The organism is Sphingobacterium sp. UBA6320, assembly GCF_002440335.1.
GTDB lineage: Bacteria > Bacteroidota > Bacteroidia > Sphingobacteriales > Sphingobacteriaceae > Sphingobacterium.
Window position 1 is genome coordinate 176,275 of the sequence record NZ_DJTA01000002.1, and the last position, 23,361, is coordinate 199,635.

A 23,361-nucleotide genomic window follows, 5' to 3' on the forward strand; every position below is an offset into this window, starting at 1 on the left:
TTTCTTTTTTTCTATAAAATGTAATACGTTCATATCATTAGAAGCCAATATTAACACCTATTACTGCCCCTCTTGTCGTAATAGCAGATCCAGCCTGCACCGTATTGTTATTGTACGTCGATAAATCAGGATCTAAAAAGTCAATTTTTGAATATAACATGGCTGGATTCATCACTTGACCATACACCTTAAAATTACTGATCCCCAATTTTTTCAATTTTTCAGCCGGGAAATTATAACCAAAACTTATATTTCTCAATTTGACAAATGAGCCATCGCGGTAGTTCATGGACGAATTGTTCGGATCTGCAGCCTCACCATTGATACCGGGTTGATAATATTCAGCATCTTCATTGATTTGAGGAATAAAATAATCGAGTTTTCGCATCATGAAACGTCCTCCCAATGTTTCTGCTCCTGCGTTGATGGTCTGCCCCCAACGTGAATAAATAAAGAATGACAATTCAAAGTTTTTGTAATTGAAGGTATTGGAGATTCCACCAGACCATTTGGGACGATAAGATCCTAAAACCTGACGATCATAATTACGATCGATTTTACCATCTGGCACACCATCTGGGCCACTTAGATCCTTCACCCGAATTTGTCCAGGTTTTGCACCATACTTTTTAGCCTCTTCCTCTTGATCCGTCTTCCAAATCCCATCATATACCAGATCATAAGGTACTGAAATCTCTTGTCCTACGATCCAATTATTTGTTAGATCTTCGGTTCTTCCATTGGCCAATTCCACCACTTTGTTTTTATCCTTTGACCAGGTAATCGATGTCATCCATTGAAAATTTTCTTTTTTAATATTCACCGTATTAATCTGTAGATCGATACCCCAACCCTCAGTTTTACCTACATTTGCATAAATTTTCGGGTAGCCCAAAATTGGAGGGAGATCCATTGTTTGCAATAAATCATTTGTTTTTGTCTTATAGATGTCAAATGCTCCACTAATCCGATTTTGGAAGAAACCATAATCTAAGCCTAGATTATATTGTGTGGTACGCTCCCATCCCAACTCTGGATTCGCCATTTTCTGAGGGTTAGCTGCTGATGGATCCGAAGCAATATATCCTGGGGTAGAGTTTGTCGAACTCCAATTATAAAAATTCTGAGTTAATAAACCCTTTGTCTGGTAAGGACCTATTGCAGAGTTTCCCACAACACCAATTCCCAAACGTACTTTTAACGTGTTGACAAAAGAGACATCCTTCATAAACTGCTCTTGATCGATACGCCATGAAGCTGCAACAGAAGGAAATGATTGCCATTGATATCCTGGAGCTAATACAGAAGCGCCATCCCAACGAACAAATGCGCTTAGCATATAGCGGTCTTTATAGGAATAATTCAGACGAGCCATATAAGAATTCATCTGCTCTTCCGATAAGCCAGTACCATATGACCCAATAAAACCTCCAGAAGATATATTGTACCACAATTCTTCTGCACTATATACATCTGTAGCTTTCATATTTGAATTTTCAGTATTGCGAGCCGTGGAGGATTGTAATAAAGTAACGCCCAAATGATGATCCGTTCCAAAATCACGGTCATAATAAATTAAATTATCTAATGTCCAAGCCAGATTCCGGTTAGTAGAATAAGTAACCGCATTATTGCCATCACCGTTTATTCCATCTGCAGCATTGGCCAAACCTAAACGATAATAGCGAAACTCAGGACCAAATTGCATCCTGTAGCGTAAGCCTTTTAATGGAGCATAGATCTGACCGAGATCAAGTTGACCGAAGAAACTTCCATTAGCTCCAAAAGTTTGTCGCTGATTGGTATTGTATTCTAATTCGTTAATTGGATTAATGATATTAATATCACCTGCAGCAGGATTACGCAGATATTTACCATTTTCATCATAGGGTACTGTCCAAGGTAACATACCGCGTAAAGCACTGTAGTAGTCCCCCGCTCCTGTCACAGACTTTGAAAAGTTATATCCATAATCTTGATCCGAGAAAAATGTATTGATGGATGCGCCCATCGTAAACCACTTGGTCGGAGTCGCTTCAAAACTTACCTTAGAAGTATACCGATCAAATTTTTGTCCCGGCTGAGTGGCATCCTGTTTCAAATAACCAAAAGACCCATAACCCCTAGAATTTTCTCCACCACCAGCAATACTTAACGTATGTTCTGTGGACAAGGCATTTTTTCTACCCGCATCAGCCCAATCGTAGTTTCCAACGAGGTCGGGATTCCATAACGTATTATTATTGGTCCAACCTTTGGCAATATTTTCCCATGAAGCCGCTACAGAACCCCATAAAGAAAAATCCTTGCTATAATCAGGAGTTGTCGTTTTGTTTTTTGCCAAACGTGCATAATCCAACCATTCTGCCGCATTCATATACTCCGTGACATCATACATTTTTTCCAAAGTAGCCGTTCCTGCATAGTTTAATGTCAGTCTGCCTTTTTTTCCTTGTTTTGTCGTCACTAGCACCACACCATTCGCACCGCGAGCTCCATATACTGCTGTTGAAGAGGCATCTTTTAAGACATCAATGGATTCAATATCGCTTGGGTTGATATTGTCAATACCACTTGCCTGCAGCACCATACCATCCACCACATATAATGGACTTTGATTTGCACTTAATGAACGAACACCTCGGATTTGAATACTACCAGTTGTGCCAGGTCTTTGATTAGAAGTAATATCAACACCTGCCACTTTACCCTGCATGGCTTGTAAAGCATCTTTTACAGGCATTGCCTTTAATTCTTTTTCCCCAATACTCGCAATAGCTCCAGTTAAATCCTTTTTTTTCATGGTTCCATAGCCCACAACAACGACCTCATCCATGACATCAATTTTAGGCACTAAAATGATGTTAAATCGTGTTTGACTTCTCACAGCTATTTCTTGCGACTCATAGCCCACGCTTGAAACCACCAATAGATCTACAGGTGCGCCTGTGATCGTAAAATTTCCTTCAGCATTTGTTTTTGTTACAGCGGATTTTCCTTTTACCTGAATGGTAACCCCTTCAACGGGTGATCCTTTCTCATCATGGACTCTTCCGCTTAATGTTGTTTGAGCATACAATTGAACAGTACTGTAGATGGATATCACGACCAGCAACAAGTACTTTTTTAAAACATGTTCAAACTCAATTTTGAAACTGCTTCTCATTTGGTTATAATTTAGATGTAATTAGATATTATTTCTATCGATTTTTTTATATAAAAAATCAGTATTAAGCAATGGTTACATAGAAAAGCTAAAGTAATTATTCCCTTGTCAACTACTGGTTACAGTTTCAACCAAGACCTTTCTAGATTTATAATGATGTATAAATGTAGAAGGATAAGATAAATTATCCATCCTGCTCAATCCTGCCAATTCTGTTCAGGATTATAAAAAAAAGAGCCACCTTTTGCTTAAAAGGTGGCTCCCACATCAACAAGAGGGGTAATAATCAATAAACCAAGTAATTAACACTAAACAAAATGATGATAATACCTGACCTATACTAAAAATTAGAACCTCGCCAATACAAAACTCTTAGTCAGATATAAAACTTTATTTTCAATAACTAAAAAGCTCAACAGGCCCCATCAACCCACTATCCATGGGTTCCCAATCACTAGCATCAAATTCCTTATAATTGATATTGACAAAATTGATTTCATGATAGTTTCGCCATGACACTTTATTTTTGTCTAAATAACGCATCCGGTTAGCCATTAAATTAGCAACCTCAATACGTATATTATTTTCACCATCAACCAAAAATTGTTCGATATTGGTCTGAAAGGGAATTGACCACAAAATCCCAGCATCTTGACCGTTAATATATACCCGAGCACTTTCAGCCACTCTTCCCAATTTCAATAGATAGCGTTTTCCATCATTTTTTTTCAGAGAAAAGCTGGTTTCATAAGCAGCTGTACCCGAAAAATTAACAGCTTCTTGATCATCCCACTTGGTCCAAGAGGATAAGGTTTTTACGTTTCTTGAATGAGGTAAAGTTGGCCCCCCCGCAATAAAGTTAACTTTCCATGGCGCAGTCAGCTGTACTTCCGAATGTAAATAATCCATATAAACATATACCTTATCGGTCTTTTGATTTGGAGAAACTAAAATGATCCAAGAATATCCGGGTTGGATCTGCACACGAATTTTTCCCGCTGTAGGTGTCAATGCATAGATCATACCCGTTTGTGGATCCAGTAGAGAATAATAATTACTTTTTGCATTAAGCTCAATAGTTTTATCGACAGTTTCTGAACCATGATTTACTAAATAATAATAAATCTGATCCTCTGAAATACGACGCGTAAACTTTAATCCAGTTTGACTAACTCTTTCAGGAAAAATATCTTCTGTTTCTAAAGCAGTATGGATATCCGCAGTCAAATAAATTTTTCCTTTTCCATAAGCAGTATATTGATTTTTATTTTCCTGATCAAATCCTAACGAACCGATATATTGCTGAAGCATAGCAGTACGTTTCTCCAATTGACTAAAACCTGGAACTTCCTTAGGTATGGCTTGAAAAATTATCGTAGCACCATCTTCGGCTAACTGCAATATTTTCTTCATTGTGTTTTCCGAAAAATAATGACAAGCTGGAATATAGATCGCTTGATAAGGATGAGCCTCCTTAGAAGTTAAAATATGATTTCCCTTGATTATGGATTGATTCAAAATATGATCACTTGCAAAATCGAAACTATAACCGCGGCGTTGCAATTTTATGCTTTCCTTATAAAAAGCTGTTGGGTGTAACCAGTCATCAACATCATGGACTTTCAAAGCTTTATCCCATACTTCTTTCCCATCATCACTATGCGATGCATGCTGCAATTTCTCTGCATCATTCCACAGATCATATACAGGCCAGTAAACCAATAATTCATGATTTGCCTTCGTCGACTGTAACACAGACTGCACACGTGTAATGTATTGGTTTAAGCCGGAAAGATGATCCCAAAAAGAGTTGTGAGGAACAAAATTAACAGAAGCATAAAACAACCAGCCTGGATAAGGTACTTCTTGAGGTGAATAGGTCGTACCGTGATAGAATATATGATTGACACCGGCAAGAAATAATTGTTCGACCTCAGGTTTGGTTTGAGATAAAGAGGTCTTAAAATGCTCGGTTAACCAAGTAAATGTTTCCGAAGAGGTATATTTTTTTCCATATACATTTGTTGCCGAAGTAGCAAATTTTGCCATCATTGGATCGGGATCTACATTTCTGACATCCGCCGAATCCCTTCTTAAACCAGGAATTTGAAAATAACTAGAACCAAATGTTTCGCATTCAGCAATATCGGTAGCTGCATATAGATCAATCAAATTACCCGGTGAACCGTGTGCTTGATTTTTAGATAGTGCTCCATTTTGCTGTGCAAATGCTGTAAAAGGGGTTAAAAAATTTTTAGTTAACAACATATCGACCACCTCTCTGTAATCAGATTTAATTCTTGCCGTCTTATTGACATCTCCACCCTTCCCCGCAAAATCCAACAGGTGGTCTTGTAATTTATATCCCTTCATCCGATCAAATTCCAATAAGAAAGTATCCGTCCAGTTTGCACCATAAACTTCATAACTATCATTAAAGAAAGCTCTGACTTTTAAATTTTTATGATCAAATGCATGGTCAAATCTATTTAAATAGTTTTTTACGGATTGACTCCCTAGATGGTCAAGCGTATAGCCTTCACCACCAGGAGCTGCCCTCTTTACTTTTTGATAGGTTCTTGCAGTAAATAATGCCCATATTCTAACATCTTCAGGAGCTGTCCAATAGCCAGAAATACGATCTATATTCACGTCAAGATTGATCTCCTTATTGCCTGCTGCATAAGCTCGTAGCGCTTGCAATGCAGCATATTTATGTTTGGAATCTTGTGGTTTTAAAGGAAATGTGAGTTGCTCTCCCTTTTTCAAAACGATTTCTTCCAATATCAATTTCGTAGCAGCATCCTTTTCTTGGATTTGCGGACCACCAAATGGCCAGCCTGTACCCAAATTCATGTCGACCCCCATACCGAGTTTAGTCGCTTTATCTGTTGTGGCGTTCAGTATATCCATCCATTTAGGAGAAAGGAAATTGATGTATTTATTTTCGAAGCCCTTCGCCCCATAAATAGGCGTAATTTCTACTCCACCAAATCCACTTTTTTCCAGCAATGTCAATTCACGTGCTATGTTTTCCTTATCTACAGCAGATCCCAGCCACCACCATCTTGTCCAAGGTTTCATCTCCTTAGTAACTTGGGGCCAAAGATTTTGACCATAACATTGACCACCCATATTCATAGCACATGCAATCAACAAAAACACATATATTTTTTTCATATTGTTTTCTTTATCTCCAGTTCATTAATCCATATGAAATACATGTTGTAGATTTTTTGATATGGGTGAATTATCCGGATTCACTTCCATCAGATCGCGCATATATAGCCACCACTTCTGAACAATGACTTCATTACCTAAATCTTGAGAAGAATGACCAGAAAGACGTTGCACAGCAAAAAGTGTATCCGTTTCTTCATCTAGAAAAATAGTATAATCAGAAATCCCATTATAATGAAGTAAATCAACCAATTCTGGCCAGATCTCATGATGTCTTTTTTTATATTCTTCCAGCATTCCTGGCTTTAGTTTCATTTTAAAAGCTACTTTTTCCATTATACTTTATTTTTTTCAATACTAATTTTGCTCATGCATCTTCTACCATGAGCATGATCCAATAGTAGACTTGCATCTCACTTTATATTTTCATTATTCTCCTCTTATCATCAGATTCCACCTCAAATTGGGTATCTTAAGATATGTTATTTATTCAGCATCTTATAAACCTCTGTTCCCCCCAACAAGAAACACCCCAAACCATAATCTTCAAAATCGGGCATACTTGAAAAACTTACGGGTTGTCCATCCTTTGGTTCCTTACCGGTCCCTTGCATAAAGCCTAGAAAACCAGAAGGATGAATGGCTTCATTAGACATGGCTATCCAAGCTTTTTCAACAACTGGTCGATATGTTTTTTCATCTAAAAGACCTTTATTAATTCCCCAAGCCATACCATATACAAATAAAGCGGTGCCTGAGGTTTCTCTTCCTCCAAAATGATTAGCATCATGTAAACTCACATTCCAAAAGCCATCTGCTCGCTGTATAGGCAATAGAGCTTCCATTAAATCCTTATAATCTTGAAGATACTCAGCCCGATGAGCCTCGTCTTGAGGAATCAAATCCAACACACGAACCAAGGCGGCTACTACCCAACCATTCCCTCTTGACCAATAACAATCTTGTCCATTAGGCTCCTGATAGGGTGGAACAAAATCTTTGTCTCGCCACCATAATTTATCGGCCTTATTATACAGTCCTCCACCCTCAATAACTTTTGAATGGTGGTACATTTTATACATATACTCAAAATAGGTCTTATCGTTATTCATGACACCTAATTTTGCAAAAACAGGCATACCCATCTGAATCGCATCTATCCATGTCCAATCATCGACTTTACCCGATTGTATGATAAAATCAATATTGGCTTTAATATCCTTAATACGCTGCGGTTGTGGGTCGATTTCATAAAGGTCCAAATACGTTTGACCACAAGCCTGATCATCTGCATTTCGTGTTTCGACACCATTGCGCATGCCCCATTTATGTTTATTTCCCCAATCTACAGCATAATTATAATAGCTCTGATCAGGATCGATTTGATATAATGCCATCAACCCTTCATAATAAACAGCTCTTGTCCAGATATTACTGGGGCGCCACCTGTTCGTATAAATAGGCTTTCCCGTATCGGGCCATTTATCCATAAAATAACGATTTGTCAATCTCAGCGACTGCAACACCTGATTGGAAGATATGTGCTGAGATGGAGCTTTCACCTGCTTAGCGCTAGCACAACCTGCTATGGTGACGATACTAAGTAGCACAAGGATATAACACCTGTGTTTTGTTTTTTTCATATTTATAATGGAATAGTTTTATAATAATATCCTCCGAAATACTAAAATAGAAGTACAGCATTTATTCTTCGTTACGTTATTTTGTCATTTAAGATCATAAAATAGTAAGGAATAAGAATATGGATCAACGATATTCAGATTTAGTACCGGTTTTCAAATAGCTAGTATACACTTATTTTAGGATTTGCGCATCCTGAGGTATCCTGATAGATCAACTAAAAGCACAAAAAAATGGGCTAGATAGCCCATTTCTAACATCATTTATTTCATAAATTTTTTAATACCGATGCGGGATTGAAGTTTTAGCTGTTGCGCAACGAGCTTTGCATTCAATAGAGCACCAGCTTGTAGGGTATGAGTTGCATCTTTAGTATCAAAATAGGTGGTTTCAACTTTTTCTTTTCCTAGTTTCTCATATTCAGCAATGACCAAATCCTGTAATGGGATAAAAAAGCTACCCGAATTTTGAGCTGCTTCAGCAGCCCAAATCGCGTACTCAGATGATTTAACGTACTGACCATTCCAGCTATTACGAGGAATAGGAGAACAAATAATCGCCGTAGCGCCCTTATCCTTGATATTTTTTACAAAACGCCGCAGATAAAAACCATAACTATAAACAACCTCATGTTGCTTCAATAAGGGATTATATACCTCTTGATATTCATCACCATTACCTTTAATTGTCCCCCTTGCACGTAAGGTATCAACAATAGGACTTGAATCATTATGTCCAAATTGCATGATCACAAAATCTCCTGGTCGAATACGATCTAACACCTGTTGCCATAATTTTGGATTATTATAAAAAGTTCTTGTACTTGTACCTCCTAACGCTTCATTTTTCACATGAATCTGAGAAAGATCAAAATAGGGATCCATAAAACTTCCCCATCCCCACTGACCATTAGATCCGTTACCTTGTCCATTTTTTACCGTAGAGTCTCCGATTATAAAAATAGTTGGTTTATTGTCCTTTAGTAAAAATGACATACTAAAAAATGCAAATAGCAGTCCAACAAGATTTAATAATTTTAATTTATTCCCAATATTCATTTCAATATGTTTTAAAAATCATAGATGAAGACTTTATTTTGCTTCAAGAATCTACATCTGTTTTCTTATCCTGCTACTTGTACAAAAAGTATATGCACTTCAACAACTTCCGGCAATTCATCAAACATTCACAACTCGTCTTCCAATCCGCAACTGATCCTTGGTCAATACCCTTATCCATCCCAAGAGTTTATACTGACAGCAAATTGCTCGTCATCATTAAGCCTATTTTAAATAATTGATCAATGAGCTCTGGATTTCTTTAAGACCTTGAACAACAGAGGCCGCGTTTTCCATAGCACCTTCTCTATTGGTATGTGTATGATCGCCAGGGAAAAATCTTTCCTTCACCAACTCAGCTCCAAGTTGATCATATTTATCAGCAGTAATACGATTCAGATCAAGAAATGCGATTTCTTGTTCTTCTGCAATTTGCCTCGCCCATAGACCATAATCCCGATCAGCACGTTTTACTTTACCTGTACCATCCCATTGATTGCGTGGGATCATAGATATCAATATTGGGGTCACGCCCTTATTCTTTGCCGCAATAACAAAACGACGTAAATTTTGACCATAAGAGTATACTACTTCTTTGCCCTTACTTCCCCAATCCAAAACCACTGAATCTGTTCCTATCCCAGGCAATACACCACGGTATCCTTGTTTACTCGTGTCAGGCTTGCTCCCTTCATTATGTCCAAACTGGATTAACAGGTAGTCCCCAGGTCGCAACATCGAATCAACTTTAGCCCACCGGCCCTCTTTAACAAAAGTACGTGTACTCCGTCCCGCCATAGCCTGATTATTGACACTTACTTGATTACTATCCAGAAATTCAGGCAGCAAAGTTCCCCATCCCCAATATTCTTGATTACTATTGCGTACCGTAGAATCTCCTATTAAATACACGGTAGGTCGATATTGATCCGCAACAAAAGAAATAAATACGAAAGCTAGTAAAACTAGAATTATCCATCTGGCGTTTAACATATTACTTATATTTAAATAATCACGATGTCTGCTAACTACTTTTATGAATTTCCTCATCTTCGGATTACTTCTCTATTTGGTTTTACAATTTTTAGAATAGGTTTCACTGGAGTTTGCATACCAGTGCCAAGATAATAACCTGTATGTGGGGGTTGATTATAAGCTACATTTTGCCAAGCAATACTCAAACGATACTGCGGGTCGTGCATTAAAGTATAGATACGATGATCGGTAGGAATAATTGTCGTATAGATCCGCAGATTTTGATTGTCATTTGTCCTTAAAATAAGTTCTTCGCGCCAATCCCCTAGAATATCTGCAGATAAATTAGGCGTTTTTTTGGTACCATTAATAGAAGAAGCGCCTTCGGCAGTAAAAATAATGCCTGTATTATATTTTTCAATATAATTGCTATTAAGCAATTCCCGACTTAGATCCTCATCCCACCAAATCAGAAAATTAGTTGAACCAGGTGCAACACCCACCATGTTTCCTTTCGCGTCATACATATCCTTAGAACCCAACCACCACAAGTAAGCCCCACGGTGGTTTGGATCAATATTTTCAGCTACTCCACGTGGGACATCTTGATCGATCGCATTTTTAAATAAAAGCTCACCATTCTTTGCATCTAATAAACTAACACCAATCCCTTTTCTACCTCCTTTTAGTTCATGGATACCAAAGATTTCTAGGCCTGGTCTATCTGGATCAAGATCACCAACATGCAAAGCATCACCATGTCCCAAACCTGTACTATACAAACCCTTACCCTGATCATCGATTACCATAGACCCAAAAACAATTTCATCCCGACCATCTTGATCGACATCTGCTACCGACAAACTATGATAACCCTGTCCCGAATAAGGATGTTTACGCCCTTTGGTATCAAAAACCCAACGACTCACTAATTTTTTATCTTTAAAATCCCAAGCAGCTAAGGCGGTTCTTTCATAATAACCTCTAGTCATGATCACACTCGGGTTCTCCCCATCCAAGTAGGCAACAGCAGCTAAGTAGCGATCGCCACGATTTCCGTTGGTATCACCCCAAGAACGAAGATCTTCCCGACCTGGAAGATAATCAACCGTACTCACCGCTTCTCCAGTCAGACCATCAAAAACCGTTAAAAATTCGGGACCAGTCAAAATCCTTCCAAAATTTATAGAAGTCCTTACCGTATCGCGCCAGTCTGCTAAAGGATTCCCAATGATCTTACCCAGCCCATCTCTTGTTCCATCTGCAGTTTTACAAACCAATTCTGCACGTCCATCATTATCCAGATCATAGACCATAAATTGTGTATAATGTGCCCCTTCCCGAATATTTTTACCTAGATTGATTTCCCATAAAAAAGTACCATCCAATTGATAAGCTTGAAAAATAGGTTCAGATGTAATGCCATTATGCGCATTATCATGAGCAATTCCAGTTTGATGGACAATCAATTCGTAACTGCCATCACCATCCAGATCTCCAACAGAAACATCTCCGGGTGTATATCCAGCTGGAGTTCGCAAAGGAATATTTAGGTATTGTTGGATTTGCTGATCTTTAGTCAACGTGATTTTATCCACTTCTACTTCTTTCCCAGCTTGGACAAGAGCCAATGTATAGATCACCTCTTGTTTCAGGTCAACAGTTTGATCCAAAAAATTAGTTCCTTTAATCAAAGGATTTCTATTTAATTTTTGTTTAGGACCATCCCCTTGTTGCCTATAAAGCGTAAAAGCGGTTTCATAATCATCCGTACCTAACAATCTCCAGCTCAAAAAAACCGATTTATCCGTTGTTTTCAGACCTACCATACCTCTGTTGAGAAACTCCATGTTTCTCTGTGCTGATAAATCAAAATAACTGATCAGCACAACCATGATCCATAAAAGTTTAATTTTCATCATTTAGGTATGAAACTTTTGAGGTTAGCAAATTATAGTTTTTTATGATTGACAGTGACATTTTTAAGCGTAAAATTCTGAATATATTCTTGATGAATAACTGGATCTTTTGAAGCACGAATATTCATATTTTCAAATGTAAAATTGGATAACACATATTGTTGTGAATTCAATACATCAAATACGATAGCACAGTCAAGATCGATATTACGCAATAACATATTTTTTGCATAGGACATTTTAATTTGATTTTCACCCTTTAAATCGAAAAATTGAGTCCAGGGTTTGATATACAACATGCTTTGTACATTTCCTTTAATATTTTCAATCAGTATATTTTCATATTCCTGCGGAGTATCTGGCCTCATCTTTAATTGAAGAAGCTTCTGTGCTTGATCTAAAGTATTATTTCTAAATATAATATTATAGCTATGCACGGATTCGCTACCAAAGGTCAAAGCACTATGACAGAAACCAAAAAAACAATTTTCAATGATCACATTATAATTTGGTCCATTATTTGGATCCAGATTAGACTTAGGCCCTTTACCACCTTTCAAAGCAATAGCATCATCGTTGACCGACATATAACAATCTTTTATCAATACTTGATGACATACATCCAGATCAATAGCATCTGAACTGGGGGCTTTTACTGGCGCTTTTGGTGCCGTAATATGTAATCCGATTAATTTCAGATTTTCACATTTATAGTAATGAGAAGTCCAAAAAGGAGAGTTTACCAATCGAATGCCCGAAATCTGTACATCTTTACTATTGGAAACATACAATAATCTAGGTCTCATTTCGTCCATATTGGTACAGTTGGGATTAAATTGACGTCTCAGCCAAAAAGATTTCCAATAACGAAGACCATTTCCATCTAAAGTCCCTTTACCCGAAATCGTAAAACCATCAACTTGATCGGCATTCACTAAAGCCAAAAAATAGGTTAAGGTCTGTCCCTCCATACGTGTCTCTGCCAATGCAAAGTCTGCAATGTCATCACTCCCTTTCAATACAGCACCTTCCTCCAGATGTAAATGTGTTTTTGGTTTAAAGAATAAGGATCCACTGAGGTAAACACCTCGAGGTATAACCACTACACCACCCCCACTTTCGTACGCCTTATCTATTGCGCGTTGGATCTTGGCTGTTTGTATGATCGTGCTATCTTGTATAACATCAAAATCTGTTATGCTATATTTTTGTCCTAAACTTTCAATAGCAGTAGGTACTACCGTTTCAAACCAATCTGATATGGGCGCTCCATTTGGAAATTTATGTTGTCCATTTACATGGGAGAACACAACAAAAGCTAGGAGTACAAGTAAAGAGCAACAAGTTTTTCTCATTATATTAGATTTTTATTGATGGTTTATAGTTGTACTGATTCTGGTCAGCATATGTATATTTCTCTGTTTCCTGTACTACCTCTATGAATCAGGTCATATAAGCTTATCATCTCAACAGTAAAGATCTTAAAGGTATGAACATTTTCACCAAGAGCTGTCCTGTAGTATCCTGAATACCAATTTTTTCAAAGCCCTTTTTCTATACCCATAAAAAATAAGTTGGTATGAACGGTAATAATCAATTAATCAGTTAACACATTTATTTTAGGCATCACGAACTGTGTATTTTCCTTTTCTCCTTTAGGTATTCCAAAGTAAAAATATAAGGTTCTGGTGGTTTCTCCATGTAGTTGATTCAACTCACCCGCAGGACCGTTAACTGCAGCATTATTGTTGATTCCCAATGCTAATTTAGTTCCTATTGGCGGAATAGCGTCTAAAAAAGATATATCTCCTGAAGGCAATTGAGGATAACCTTTGGGGCCAGAGATCCCATAAAATTCGAACAACCGTAAAAACATATTATCCTGTTCTGTTGCGACCAAGAATTTACCTTGCACTGTATTAAATTGCACCCAACTTACATCTGAAAAATATCCCTTAAATTCAGGAAATATCCATGGTCCGATACCCGCATGCCCATCGTTATACATTTTTTCCCAAGTATTCAACGTTACCCCCTGCATCCTATTTTTCCAGACGCGATAAGGACCATTCCCCAACCATTTAGCACTAATGATATAATTCTCAGGAAAACTGAAACTAACACCGGCGTATAAAGTTGGTTTATTTATGTGATAGGCATAATCCAGCTTCAGCCAACCATCAGGATGCATAGTCCAACGAATGAGACTCAAACCACCTTCCAATATAAATTCGACAATCTGATTTTGACCGTCTTTCCAGGTTTTAGCTGTTTTGACATGCGATTGTCCATCCGTTAATATAGGTCCATTATTGAATGCCAATTTCATACTGTAATCATTCGCCAGATCTACAAGAAGTCCTGTTTTCTTTGCAATGAAAGCCGTTATTCCATTTGCTTTCAAGATATAATTGGTACTATCATCCGTTAATGTTACAGCACTAGCAGATTTTATGGGCAAAATTTCGGCAGTGATCCGTTTATTATCCTTTATTCGCCATGTCCATGTATAAATTTCTTCTCCATGCGAATCTACAGCGGTTAATAAGAGTGCATCATACTGGTTCCAATCGTTAGGAAGCTGTAGTTGGAGCACACCTTTCTCTGTAGGGGCTATTGCTGGGCTATTGATCACCTGTCCACCAATAGCATCCATGCCAGCCCGATCTGCATCAGGTCGTTGATAAGTCACCAGTTTATACGCAAAAGAACATTCTTTTAAATTCGTATGATGATAGCGATTCTCAACTTCAATCGCACCATCAAAATTTGCTGGTAATTGTTTTAAGGTAATATGAACGGGTGAAAAAATTTCTTTTATCGCATAGAAACTACCTTCTTTTTCACGATATGGACCGAGAATACCATCCGGCGCATTCACTTTATTGACATCGATCTGTCCATTAAAATCTGTTCGCACTAAACCTTCATCGGCAAAATCCCAAATAAAACCTCCTGCACCAAGTTTTGCATTCCAATGCAACTCCCAAATATCGGCAAGACCAGCCGCTGCGCCTCCATCGTCCTGAGCATGCAAAAATTCGGTAGGCATATAAATATGCGGTCCCTCTAAAATCTTTTTGGTGGAATAGAAATCTTCGTAATGATTACAATCAATACCATTGATCTCGTTTCCAGGTCGGTGATGCGCATGGATCACCGTACGTCCAGAAAGATCATATTTTTTATACTCATCGATCAGTTCTTTGTTATGTCCCCCTTCATTCCCATTACTCCAAAGAATGATCGATGGATGATTCACATCACGAATAACCATTTCTTTAACCAATTTTTTTCCTACAGGCGTTTGGTACGCTTTCTGCCAACCAGCTAACTCGTCCAATACATAAAGACCCAAAGAATCACAGATTTCTAAAAAAGATTTGTCTGGTGGATAATGGGAACAACGCACAGCATTCATATTCATTTCCTTAATCAGCTTGACATCATTCAAATCGATATCGCGATTCACTGATCGTCCTGTTTCAGGCCACCAAACATGCCTATTCACACCTTTCATTTTGACTTTCACACCATTTACAAAAATGCCATCGCCTTCCCGAACCTCTACTGTTCTAAACCCAAAACGTTCTTGATGTTCGTAAACCTCTTCATTCTTTTTTCCCAATGTAAAAACAGCATGATATAAGTGAGGTGTTTCTGCTGTCCATAACAATGGTTTATCTACAGACAGTTCAATTAATTTAACAGAATCTGATGGCTGTACAGTAAACTTTTTAACAGCAACAGTCTTATCCAAACGATCTTTGATCTCAAGTAATAGCTCTTCTTTCTGGGTCAATCCTTCCAAGTAAACATGACTACGAAAACTCCCATCAGCCTGAGCATCTATAGCAGTCCAACTGATATGCTTTTGTGGCGTTGCTTCCAGATAAACGGGCCTGTAGATACCGCCCAAAATCCAATAATCAGCTAAACGCTCCGCGTTGTTTACCGTTTTTTCATCTGACATTTTTGATACCATTACTTCTAATGAATTGGGTTTTCCAAACCGAATTTTATCCGTAATATCATATTTAAATCTATAAAAAGCACCTTGGTGGACCTCTCCTGCCAACTGACCATTAATTTTTACTTCCGTATCGGTCATAGATCCCTCAAATACAATAGCCACTTTTTTTCCTTTCCATTGTGCTGGTATTTCAAAATGATGACGGTATAAACCTTTCTCATCATTAAATTGAAAATTTTTACCATAGGTAACATAGTCGCGACCATAATTGTACGCTCCAAACCCCTGCTGTTCCCAATGGCTTGGCACAGCAATCTGAGTCCATTTACCTGCATTTCGGCCACCAGTGACCCAAAAATCCCACGCTACCGTATGCGCATTATCTGTTCCAGAAAGATATTGAATTTGTTTTTTAGACTGTCCCTCAACCAGGGTCGCTAACAATAAATAAAATAGGATAGAAATTGTAATGCGGATATTTAACATAGGTCGATTCTTTGTATGAAAGTATCTAAAGTATAGAATTTTATATGGAAAAGTATCCTGAACTTACCTGCTATGTCCATCAAATCATTGAAATCAGTTGATCTACTGTCCAAAGAATCATCAGATAGCAAAGATGCCCCATCAAGATCAAATCATGCCTACATAGCATAATGAATGATAGGATTAAAAAATAGGGATATCACTTTCACATCATGACAGCACAGGACAATCCATTCATTTTGTTTCTTTAGTATTGTAAAGTAAGATTTCAGGCACATGTTAATGTGTACGATTACAGTCTTCTTCCTCATAAAAGTTAGTATACTTGATAGCAACATAACTAAAATGATCAAAGAAGTCCATAAATTTTTATCATAATAAGTGAATTGGTTTTTTTACAAAGGTTTTCATTCTCCCTGTCTGAAAACCTTTTTTTTATGTCACCTATTCCTTTTATAAGAAGTTAATATCGAAACTATAATGCTAAAATTTATGAGTACAATTACTCACTGGCTCTCCATATATTTTCCAATATCGTTCGATCTACCTTAAAAGCAGTACCATGCCTTGTCCCTTTTGGAAAACTAACCTGATCCGAAACATCCTCCCAATCTACACCATCTTTACTACGGACTGCACCATACTGATGGTCACGATATTTATCGAAATAGACATAGATATATTCGCCTACTAGTAGAGGAGCAGGTCCTTCAGCCCAATAGCTACCGGTGATCGGTTTAGAAACTTCTGTAGGAAACCCATTTTTTAAACTTTTACTGACCGTAAATCGGATATTTTTTTCTGGTGGATTAGAGTTTTCATTTTTCAGAAACATCATATACTCGTTGTTATGTTTCTGAAAATAGCCGCATCGATCACGCTAAAATCTGGATTGAAAAATAAACTGGTTTTAGAAAAAACAGTAAAATCTCGTGTGGAAACACTATACATACGATGATTTAATCCTTTCTCACTCGCACTTGTATTCACTTCCAGATGACGTCCAGGTATTGTACTTGCCCACATGACATGGTACTGTTGCTCAGCTTTGTCATAAAAGACCTCAGGAGCCCAAGCATTTTTTGCTTCAGACTCCTCCTCCATGACAGGAATAGACTTTTGTGCTGTCCACTGCATAAGATCTTTAGAAGACGAATAACCAATACTCTTATCCCACCATCCAGTTGTCCATACCAAATGAAAATTTCCATCTGGACCTAAACAAATACTAGGATCACGCATCAGTTTATCTTTCCCGATCATAGGCTTGAGAAATGATTTACCATGGTGTAGGGGTTCCCATTTTAGACCATCCAAACTGTAAGCAAGATGCAATCCATCAGCGCCATTATCTACAAAATAGGAAAAGAGATAAACAGAAGATTGTCCCTTGACACAAAATCCCAATAACAACAATAGTGGGAAAAGAAATAGTTTTTTCATCATCATCCTTTCAAATTATGCATAATTACTTTAAACTGATCGCTCTATCCAAAAATTAAAACTGTACCGAACTATCGTTGATCACGTACTTATTATTATTAATCAATTCATATATTTCAGCACCAGCAAGTAAAACAGGACCATAACCATGAGCCGCAAATTTATTGACAGGCCTAAAATAATAAAAAGCAGGATCAAACCCCATACCTGTACCTACACAAGTACCCATAACTTGCCCCTCATGATTGACTTGAGAATCAACGGCATTCCAGGCTTGAAGAACCATAGGTCCATAAGCTTTTTTATCCAACCAGCCCGCATTGATGCCCCTAGCTATACAATACGCATAAATTGCTGTTGCCGATGTTTCTAAATAAGAGTTATTTCGATCCAGCAACTGATGCCAAAAACCTGTACCATCTTGAAGGGATGCCAAACCCTGCACATGTTTTTTATACTGTGCTAATAATGCACCCTTAGCGGCATGTTTATCTGGTAATACATTCAAAAGTTCGACCATAGTCAATAATGCCCACCCGTTGGCTCTGGCCCAATGAAATGCAGGATGCGGATCCATATCCTGCACCCAGCCATGCCGATATAAACCCTTCTCTGGTAAAAACATTTTATCAGTAAATAACCAAAATTGCCGGATCGCTTCATCCATATATTGAGGATCTTCACTATACATAGACATCTGTGCCAAAGCAGGCAAACTCATATACAGATCATCTAACCAAAGTGTATTCGGTAGAGGCCTATTTCGCGCCAGAGTGCCATCGCTCAAGCGAAATTCTTTATTTAAAATATAATCAATGTAATGATGAGTAATGCCTTTAATATCCTTTTTTAAGGCATTGGATCGCTGTGCCTTGATCATAGCTGCGCACATCGCCCCAGCATCGTCCAAAGCATGTGGTTGCAATACCGAATGTACAGGCGAACGGTAGCCCGGATATTGTTCTTCCAAAGCACGAAATTGAGGAAGCACATCTGCAATCAATTCTAATCGACGATGTGTATAATCAGCATATTTTTGATCATGAGTGGTTTCCGTGACACGAAGCATAGCACCATAGGTCACTCCCCATTCATAACTGATCAATCGAAAATCACCTTTTTTAAAAATACTGTTCGTATCGATCAGATGTATATCTTTTATTGGCTTATGGCTTTGCGCATGCTCCAACATCACAGGAGTGACGTTATTCAAATAAGCATATACGCGATCTAATGTTTTTTTAATACCCGATGTTGTCACTTCACCATAACGAACAGGATAATCAGGCTGCAGTAAATGTAAAGGCGTATTTGAATCATTGGATTCGATGGTACTCCCCACCTGCTGTCCAAAGGAATGACTTCCTAATAGTAACAACAAAAAAGATAGACTGTAAATCCTTTTTTTTAAAATCATCGTTCTAGGTTTAATATTTTTATAATTGATTGTCCCTAAAATTGATATTTAGAAACAAGATTCCGTTTCAACTTTCTTCCTTAATTCAGAATTTTATGGCGTCACATTGACTTCACTTAATTACCATCAGGTTTTGTGGCACCAGTGATCATACTGGGGGGCCAATTCCATTTCCTCCAATCATTTGGATGAATGGGGTCATACCCATCAAAATTTTGAATATGTTTGGCAAGTGGCAATTTGCTTTTCTCAATACCTTGTAAAACCATCAATGCTATTTCATGAGCACCGTAAGTGTTAAAATGAGTATTGTCAGCTAGTGGCTCAGGTTGATTAGGAAAAGTTCCTGCAGCATAATGAACAAGAGCTTTTTTTGAACCTTCAACTCCCAATGCCTGATAGAATTGAGTTGTCATCAAGTTGAGATCAATGACAGGAACATTCAATTCATCGGCAACCATTCGAGCCGCTTCTGGAAAATCACCTAAAGTATTGACAACATTTCCATCATCATCAAAAGCTCTTCGTGCTGTAGAAGTGACAATAATAGGAGTTCCTCCTTTTTTCCTAAACTCCCTTACAAATAGTCTCAACCTATCCGAATACGATAAAAATGCACCTGCATATTCGCCTTTTTCTTTTTGATCATTATGCCCAAATTCTACAAATAGATAATCACCAGGTTGAGCATCTGTCAATATTTTATTGAATCGATAAGCAGAAAGAAATGATCCTAGCGAGAGACCAGACTCCGCCTGGTTGACCACAACGACTTGATCGTCAAAATATGCCGGTATCATTTGGCCCCAAGACGCCCATGGCTCTTCTTCTTGATTCACAACAGTAGAATTTCCAGCTAAAAAGATAGACGTTATACCCTTTGCGCTTTCAAGTCGAATAGATTCAATAAAATTTTGCCCCTGAAACTCTAACGTCAATTTATCATCCCAATCCAATTTATGACGTTCTCTTTCCTTTAATTTTATGGTTTCTGTTGCACTAATTTTTGCATCTTTTACCTGAACCACAAATGTTTGTTCATGCATTCCGGTTGAATGGACCACATAATGGTTTAAATAATTGCGTCTTGACTCAGCACGTATGGTACACGTAAAACTATTTTTTTGAGGAACATATCGAACTGTTATTTTATATGCACCTTCTGGTAATTTAAAAGAGAAATAAAAAGGCTTGTCGCTGATCAAACAGTTATTTTTAAGAAAAATATTTTTTTCTGTCCCAAAATCAAATCCAAAACCGCTCTGCGAATCATAACGGATCGCATCATTGATATTTATTTCATTTTTCTCCTTTTTTATTTTGGAACCAAAACTGTAAATATATTGCTCCTGAGCATACGTGCAAGTGAATATCGTCATACAAAAAATACCCCCCAATATGGTGCTTAAAATTCGATGAAATATTTTTTCCATGTGCAAGAAGATTAATAATTTGCTCTATAATAACGTAACTCAATAATATCATTAGGGATAGATTGATTATTCCAATGTTCATGGATCACCAGAGCTGCTCCCAGTGCCGTCGCTTGCGCCATAGAGGCAGCAAAAACCTCCACTTCAGAAAATTCCTTTGCTAATAAATTCATATAAATATGATTTTTACTAAACCCGCCATCGACAAATATTCTAGATACCTGATTGGTGTCTAAAATAAGCTTAGTTGATTGAACTTGTGCCTTGATTAAATACAAGACTAAACTATGATAAGCCTCTTCGTAATTTTGAAATCTTTCTAATGGTATTGTTGAAAAAGCCTTTAAATCACTGTCGATTTCCGACAATGATAATTGATCAACAATCGACCAGTTAATTTGTAGATTACGAAATTTAGCAATCGTCACCTGAAAGAAATCAGCGATTCGTTTCGATTGCAACTCATGTTCATAACCCGCAAATAATCGAGATGCCTTCACAGGAGTTCCTGCATAGGATTGATAAAATAAGCAATCCTGTTTTAACTCATCAACGGTTAAAGCACGATGATTAAAAGGGTTGAAAGCAATACACCAAGTACCTGTAGAGATTAAAATAAAGGGTTCATGAAAATTCAACAAATAAGGTATCAAGGCTGATGAACTATCATGTAAACCAGGTCCAACACGATAAGGGCTACCTGGAAATGCGCCATCAAATACCTCGTTTCCCTGTACAATAGGAGCCAATTTTTCCTGTATACCTTCCTCTTTCACCCAATCGTGATAATCACCTTTCTCAAAATCCCAAAGACCCGTATGACAGCCAATGCTGGTCATATCCGAATATGTTTTTCCAGAAACCAGAAAGCTTAAGTATTGCGGCAAGTGCAGCGCAAACTTAACCTGTTTAAATATAGCTGGTTTTTCCCTTTTCAACCGCAAGAGTTGGAAGCCTGAATTTAGGCTTCCCAAAGCTGGCGAAGAGGTAATCATCGAAAATGATTCTTTGCCACCATTTTTTGCATATACATCCTCTTGAATAGCAGTTGGAAATTCTTTGAGATAATTGTATAGCGGTGTCAATGGGCGTCCATGCTCATCAATGTAAACAAAACTAGCCCCATAAGAAGTGAAATTTATTGCTTTGATTTCAAATTCATTTTTTCGAAATATCTCATGAAGAGAATCAAATACAGACAAACGAAGGCTTTCTAGATTCTCACATGGATCACCATCTTCATCTGTTGTTTCTAAAAACCGAGCCGAACGTTCGAATACGATGTGATAATGCTCATCAAAAAGAAACAGCTTCTTATTTGTTTTACCAACATCAAAAATAGCAACAACTGGAATTTTCTTATCATTCATGCTTTCGCTCTTATAATCCCGTTGCCACAGTATTTAAACCTCTCTCCGCGATTAATTGACTTCTGATTTCATTTTCTTGAAAAAGCTGGACAGGATCAATTGCCCCTCCCATTCGCAATCTTGCCTCCGCCACTAGCGCTCTAACATCTGTTCGGAAAGCATCTTGCAATAGTTCTTGGGCCTTCACAATATCATTGCTTTGCTGTGCCTTTTTTAAAGCTTCACGATCAACCAACAGCGCCTGTGCATAAGCAATTTTAATGGCTTCTACAGATTGCAATAAATCAATCAACGGATCTTTTAAATTGTGTGAAGCATCAATCATCCATCCTAAACCAGAAGCGTGATCCATACCGTGAAGGTCCATCCCATCGATTAATTCATTAAAGATCAAAAAGAGTTGATAAGGCTTGATACTCCCTGCCGTAAGATCATCATCGGCATATTTACTATCATTAAAATGAAAACCACCCAATTTTTTTTCCATCAACAATAAAGACACGATCTGCTCAATATTTGCATTCGGCAAGTGATGCCCCAGATCAACCAAGGTATATGCTTTCGGACCTAGCTTATTGGCCAGCAATAATGATTGTCCCCAATCTCCAATTGTGGTGGAATAAAAATGAGGTTCAAATGCTTTATACTCAACAAATAATTTCCAATCTTCTGGAAGGTGATGATAGATTTCTTGTAAGCTAGCAAGCGTATTTTGAAATGCTTCACGAAAATTCAATTGACCCGGAAAGGACGATCCATCAGCCAGCCAAACTGTTAACGCTTTAGAGCCAAGTGATTTTCCATAATTAATCACCTCAATATTATGATCAACAGCCTGCTTACGCACTCTTGGATCGACATGATGCAATGAACCATGTTTATAGCTGTAGGCTTGATGGGGTTGATCTTGAAAAGTGTTCGAATTCACTGCGTCAAATGCGATCCCTAAAGAACCTGCCAATTGCTTTATTTTATCAGCGTCCGTAGGGATATCCCAAGGAATATGCAAAGAAATCGCTCCGCTGGATTTATTTAAAGCATGCAATAATCCAACATCTTCTAATTTTTGCTCCAAAGTTCCTGGCTCTCCGGCACCTGAAAATCGTCCAAAACGAGTACCTCCAGTACCAAGAGCCCAGCTAGGTATTGCAATTTGAAATTGCTGAAGCTTTTCTAAAATGTAGTCTAGATGGGTAATATCCGAAGAGAGATGAGTAAAATTTCTTTTATGTTTATCGAGTAATTGATTATTATGTTGATCTACGACCTGTTTGTTTAGTATCATAATTAAATGGGTTAA

The 23,361-nt window shown here is 37.7% G+C and carries 15 protein-coding genes; all 15 read right to left on the minus strand.

The features are described from left to right. Nucleotides 1-37: 37 nt before the first annotated feature. Nucleotides 38-3,166 carry a SusC/RagA family TonB-linked outer membrane protein gene (locus tag B3P23_RS01120; protein ID WP_293923804.1) on the minus strand — a complete coding sequence of 1,043 codons (3,129 nt, stop codon included), beginning with the start codon at nucleotides 3,164-3,166 and terminating at the stop codon, nucleotides 38-40. A 396-nt stretch (nucleotides 3,167-3,562) separates the two neighbouring features. Further along, nucleotides 3,563-6,346, minus strand: a complete 2,784-nt coding sequence (locus B3P23_RS01125; RefSeq protein ID WP_293923806.1) for a glycosyl hydrolase — start codon at nucleotides 6,344-6,346, stop codon at nucleotides 3,563-3,565. A 24-nt stretch (nucleotides 6,347-6,370) separates the two neighbouring features. Continuing rightward, a complete protein-coding gene (gene rhaM / locus B3P23_RS01130; RefSeq protein ID WP_248755594.1) occupies nucleotides 6,371-6,682 on the minus strand; it encodes an L-rhamnose mutarotase in 312 nt (103 codons plus the stop codon). Nucleotides 6,683-6,828: 146 nt separating this feature from the next. Next, nucleotides 6,829-7,989 (minus strand): glycoside hydrolase family 88 protein, encoded by a 1,161-nt coding sequence (locus B3P23_RS01135; protein WP_293923811.1) that lies wholly within the window; start codon nucleotides 7,987-7,989, stop codon nucleotides 6,829-6,831. Between the two features lie 261 nt (nucleotides 7,990-8,250). Continuing rightward, nucleotides 8,251-9,045 carry a rhamnogalacturonan acetylesterase gene (locus tag B3P23_RS01140; protein WP_293923814.1) on the minus strand — a complete coding sequence of 265 codons (795 nt, stop codon included), beginning with the start codon at nucleotides 9,043-9,045 and terminating at the stop codon, nucleotides 8,251-8,253. 225 nt (nucleotides 9,046-9,270) lie between these two features. Continuing rightward, entirely contained in the window at nucleotides 9,271-10,038 is a 768-nt protein-coding gene (locus tag B3P23_RS01145; RefSeq protein WP_293923817.1) for a rhamnogalacturonan acetylesterase, read from the minus strand. A 53-nt stretch (nucleotides 10,039-10,091) separates the two neighbouring features. After that, a complete protein-coding gene (locus B3P23_RS01150; protein WP_293923819.1) occupies nucleotides 10,092-11,942 on the minus strand; it encodes a rhamnogalacturonan lyase in 1,851 nt (616 codons plus the stop codon). A gap of 29 nt (nucleotides 11,943-11,971) precedes the next feature. Continuing rightward, on the minus strand, nucleotides 11,972-13,294 hold the full coding sequence (locus tag B3P23_RS01155; RefSeq protein ID WP_293923822.1) for a rhamnogalacturonidase: 1,323 nt from the start codon (nucleotides 13,292-13,294) through the stop codon (nucleotides 11,972-11,974). A 242-nt stretch (nucleotides 13,295-13,536) separates the two neighbouring features. Then, nucleotides 13,537-16,398, minus strand: a complete 2,862-nt coding sequence (locus tag B3P23_RS01160; RefSeq protein WP_293923825.1) for a glycoside hydrolase family 2 protein — start codon at nucleotides 16,396-16,398, stop codon at nucleotides 13,537-13,539. Nucleotides 16,399-16,900: 502 nt separating this feature from the next. After that, nucleotides 16,901-17,236 (minus strand): hypothetical protein, encoded by a 336-nt coding sequence (locus B3P23_RS01165; protein ID WP_293923828.1) that lies wholly within the window; start codon nucleotides 17,234-17,236, stop codon nucleotides 16,901-16,903. Beyond that, nucleotides 17,233-17,841 (minus strand): family 43 glycosylhydrolase, encoded by a 609-nt coding sequence (locus B3P23_RS01170; RefSeq protein WP_293923831.1) that lies wholly within the window; start codon nucleotides 17,839-17,841, stop codon nucleotides 17,233-17,235. The genes B3P23_RS01165 and B3P23_RS01170 overlap by 4 nt, the downstream gene beginning before the upstream one ends. A 55-nt stretch (nucleotides 17,842-17,896) precedes the next feature. Then, nucleotides 17,897-19,258, minus strand: a complete 1,362-nt coding sequence (locus tag B3P23_RS01175) for a glycoside hydrolase family 88/105 protein (protein WP_293923834.1) — start codon at nucleotides 19,256-19,258, stop codon at nucleotides 17,897-17,899. 116 nt (nucleotides 19,259-19,374) lie between these two features. Continuing rightward, nucleotides 19,375-20,691, minus strand: a complete 1,317-nt coding sequence (locus B3P23_RS01180) for a rhamnogalacturonan acetylesterase (RefSeq protein WP_293923837.1) — start codon at nucleotides 20,689-20,691, stop codon at nucleotides 19,375-19,377. 11 nt (nucleotides 20,692-20,702) lie between these two features. Continuing rightward, the gene (locus B3P23_RS01185) at nucleotides 20,703-22,061 is read right to left on the minus strand and encodes an FGGY-family carbohydrate kinase (RefSeq protein WP_293923839.1); all 1,359 of its coding nucleotides are present in this window, start codon (nucleotides 22,059-22,061) and stop codon (nucleotides 20,703-20,705) included. A 10-nt stretch (nucleotides 22,062-22,071) separates the two neighbouring features. Beyond that, a complete protein-coding gene (locus B3P23_RS01190) occupies nucleotides 22,072-23,346 on the minus strand; it encodes a TIM barrel protein (RefSeq protein WP_293923841.1) in 1,275 nt (424 codons plus the stop codon). Nucleotides 23,347-23,361: the final 15 nt, after the last annotated feature.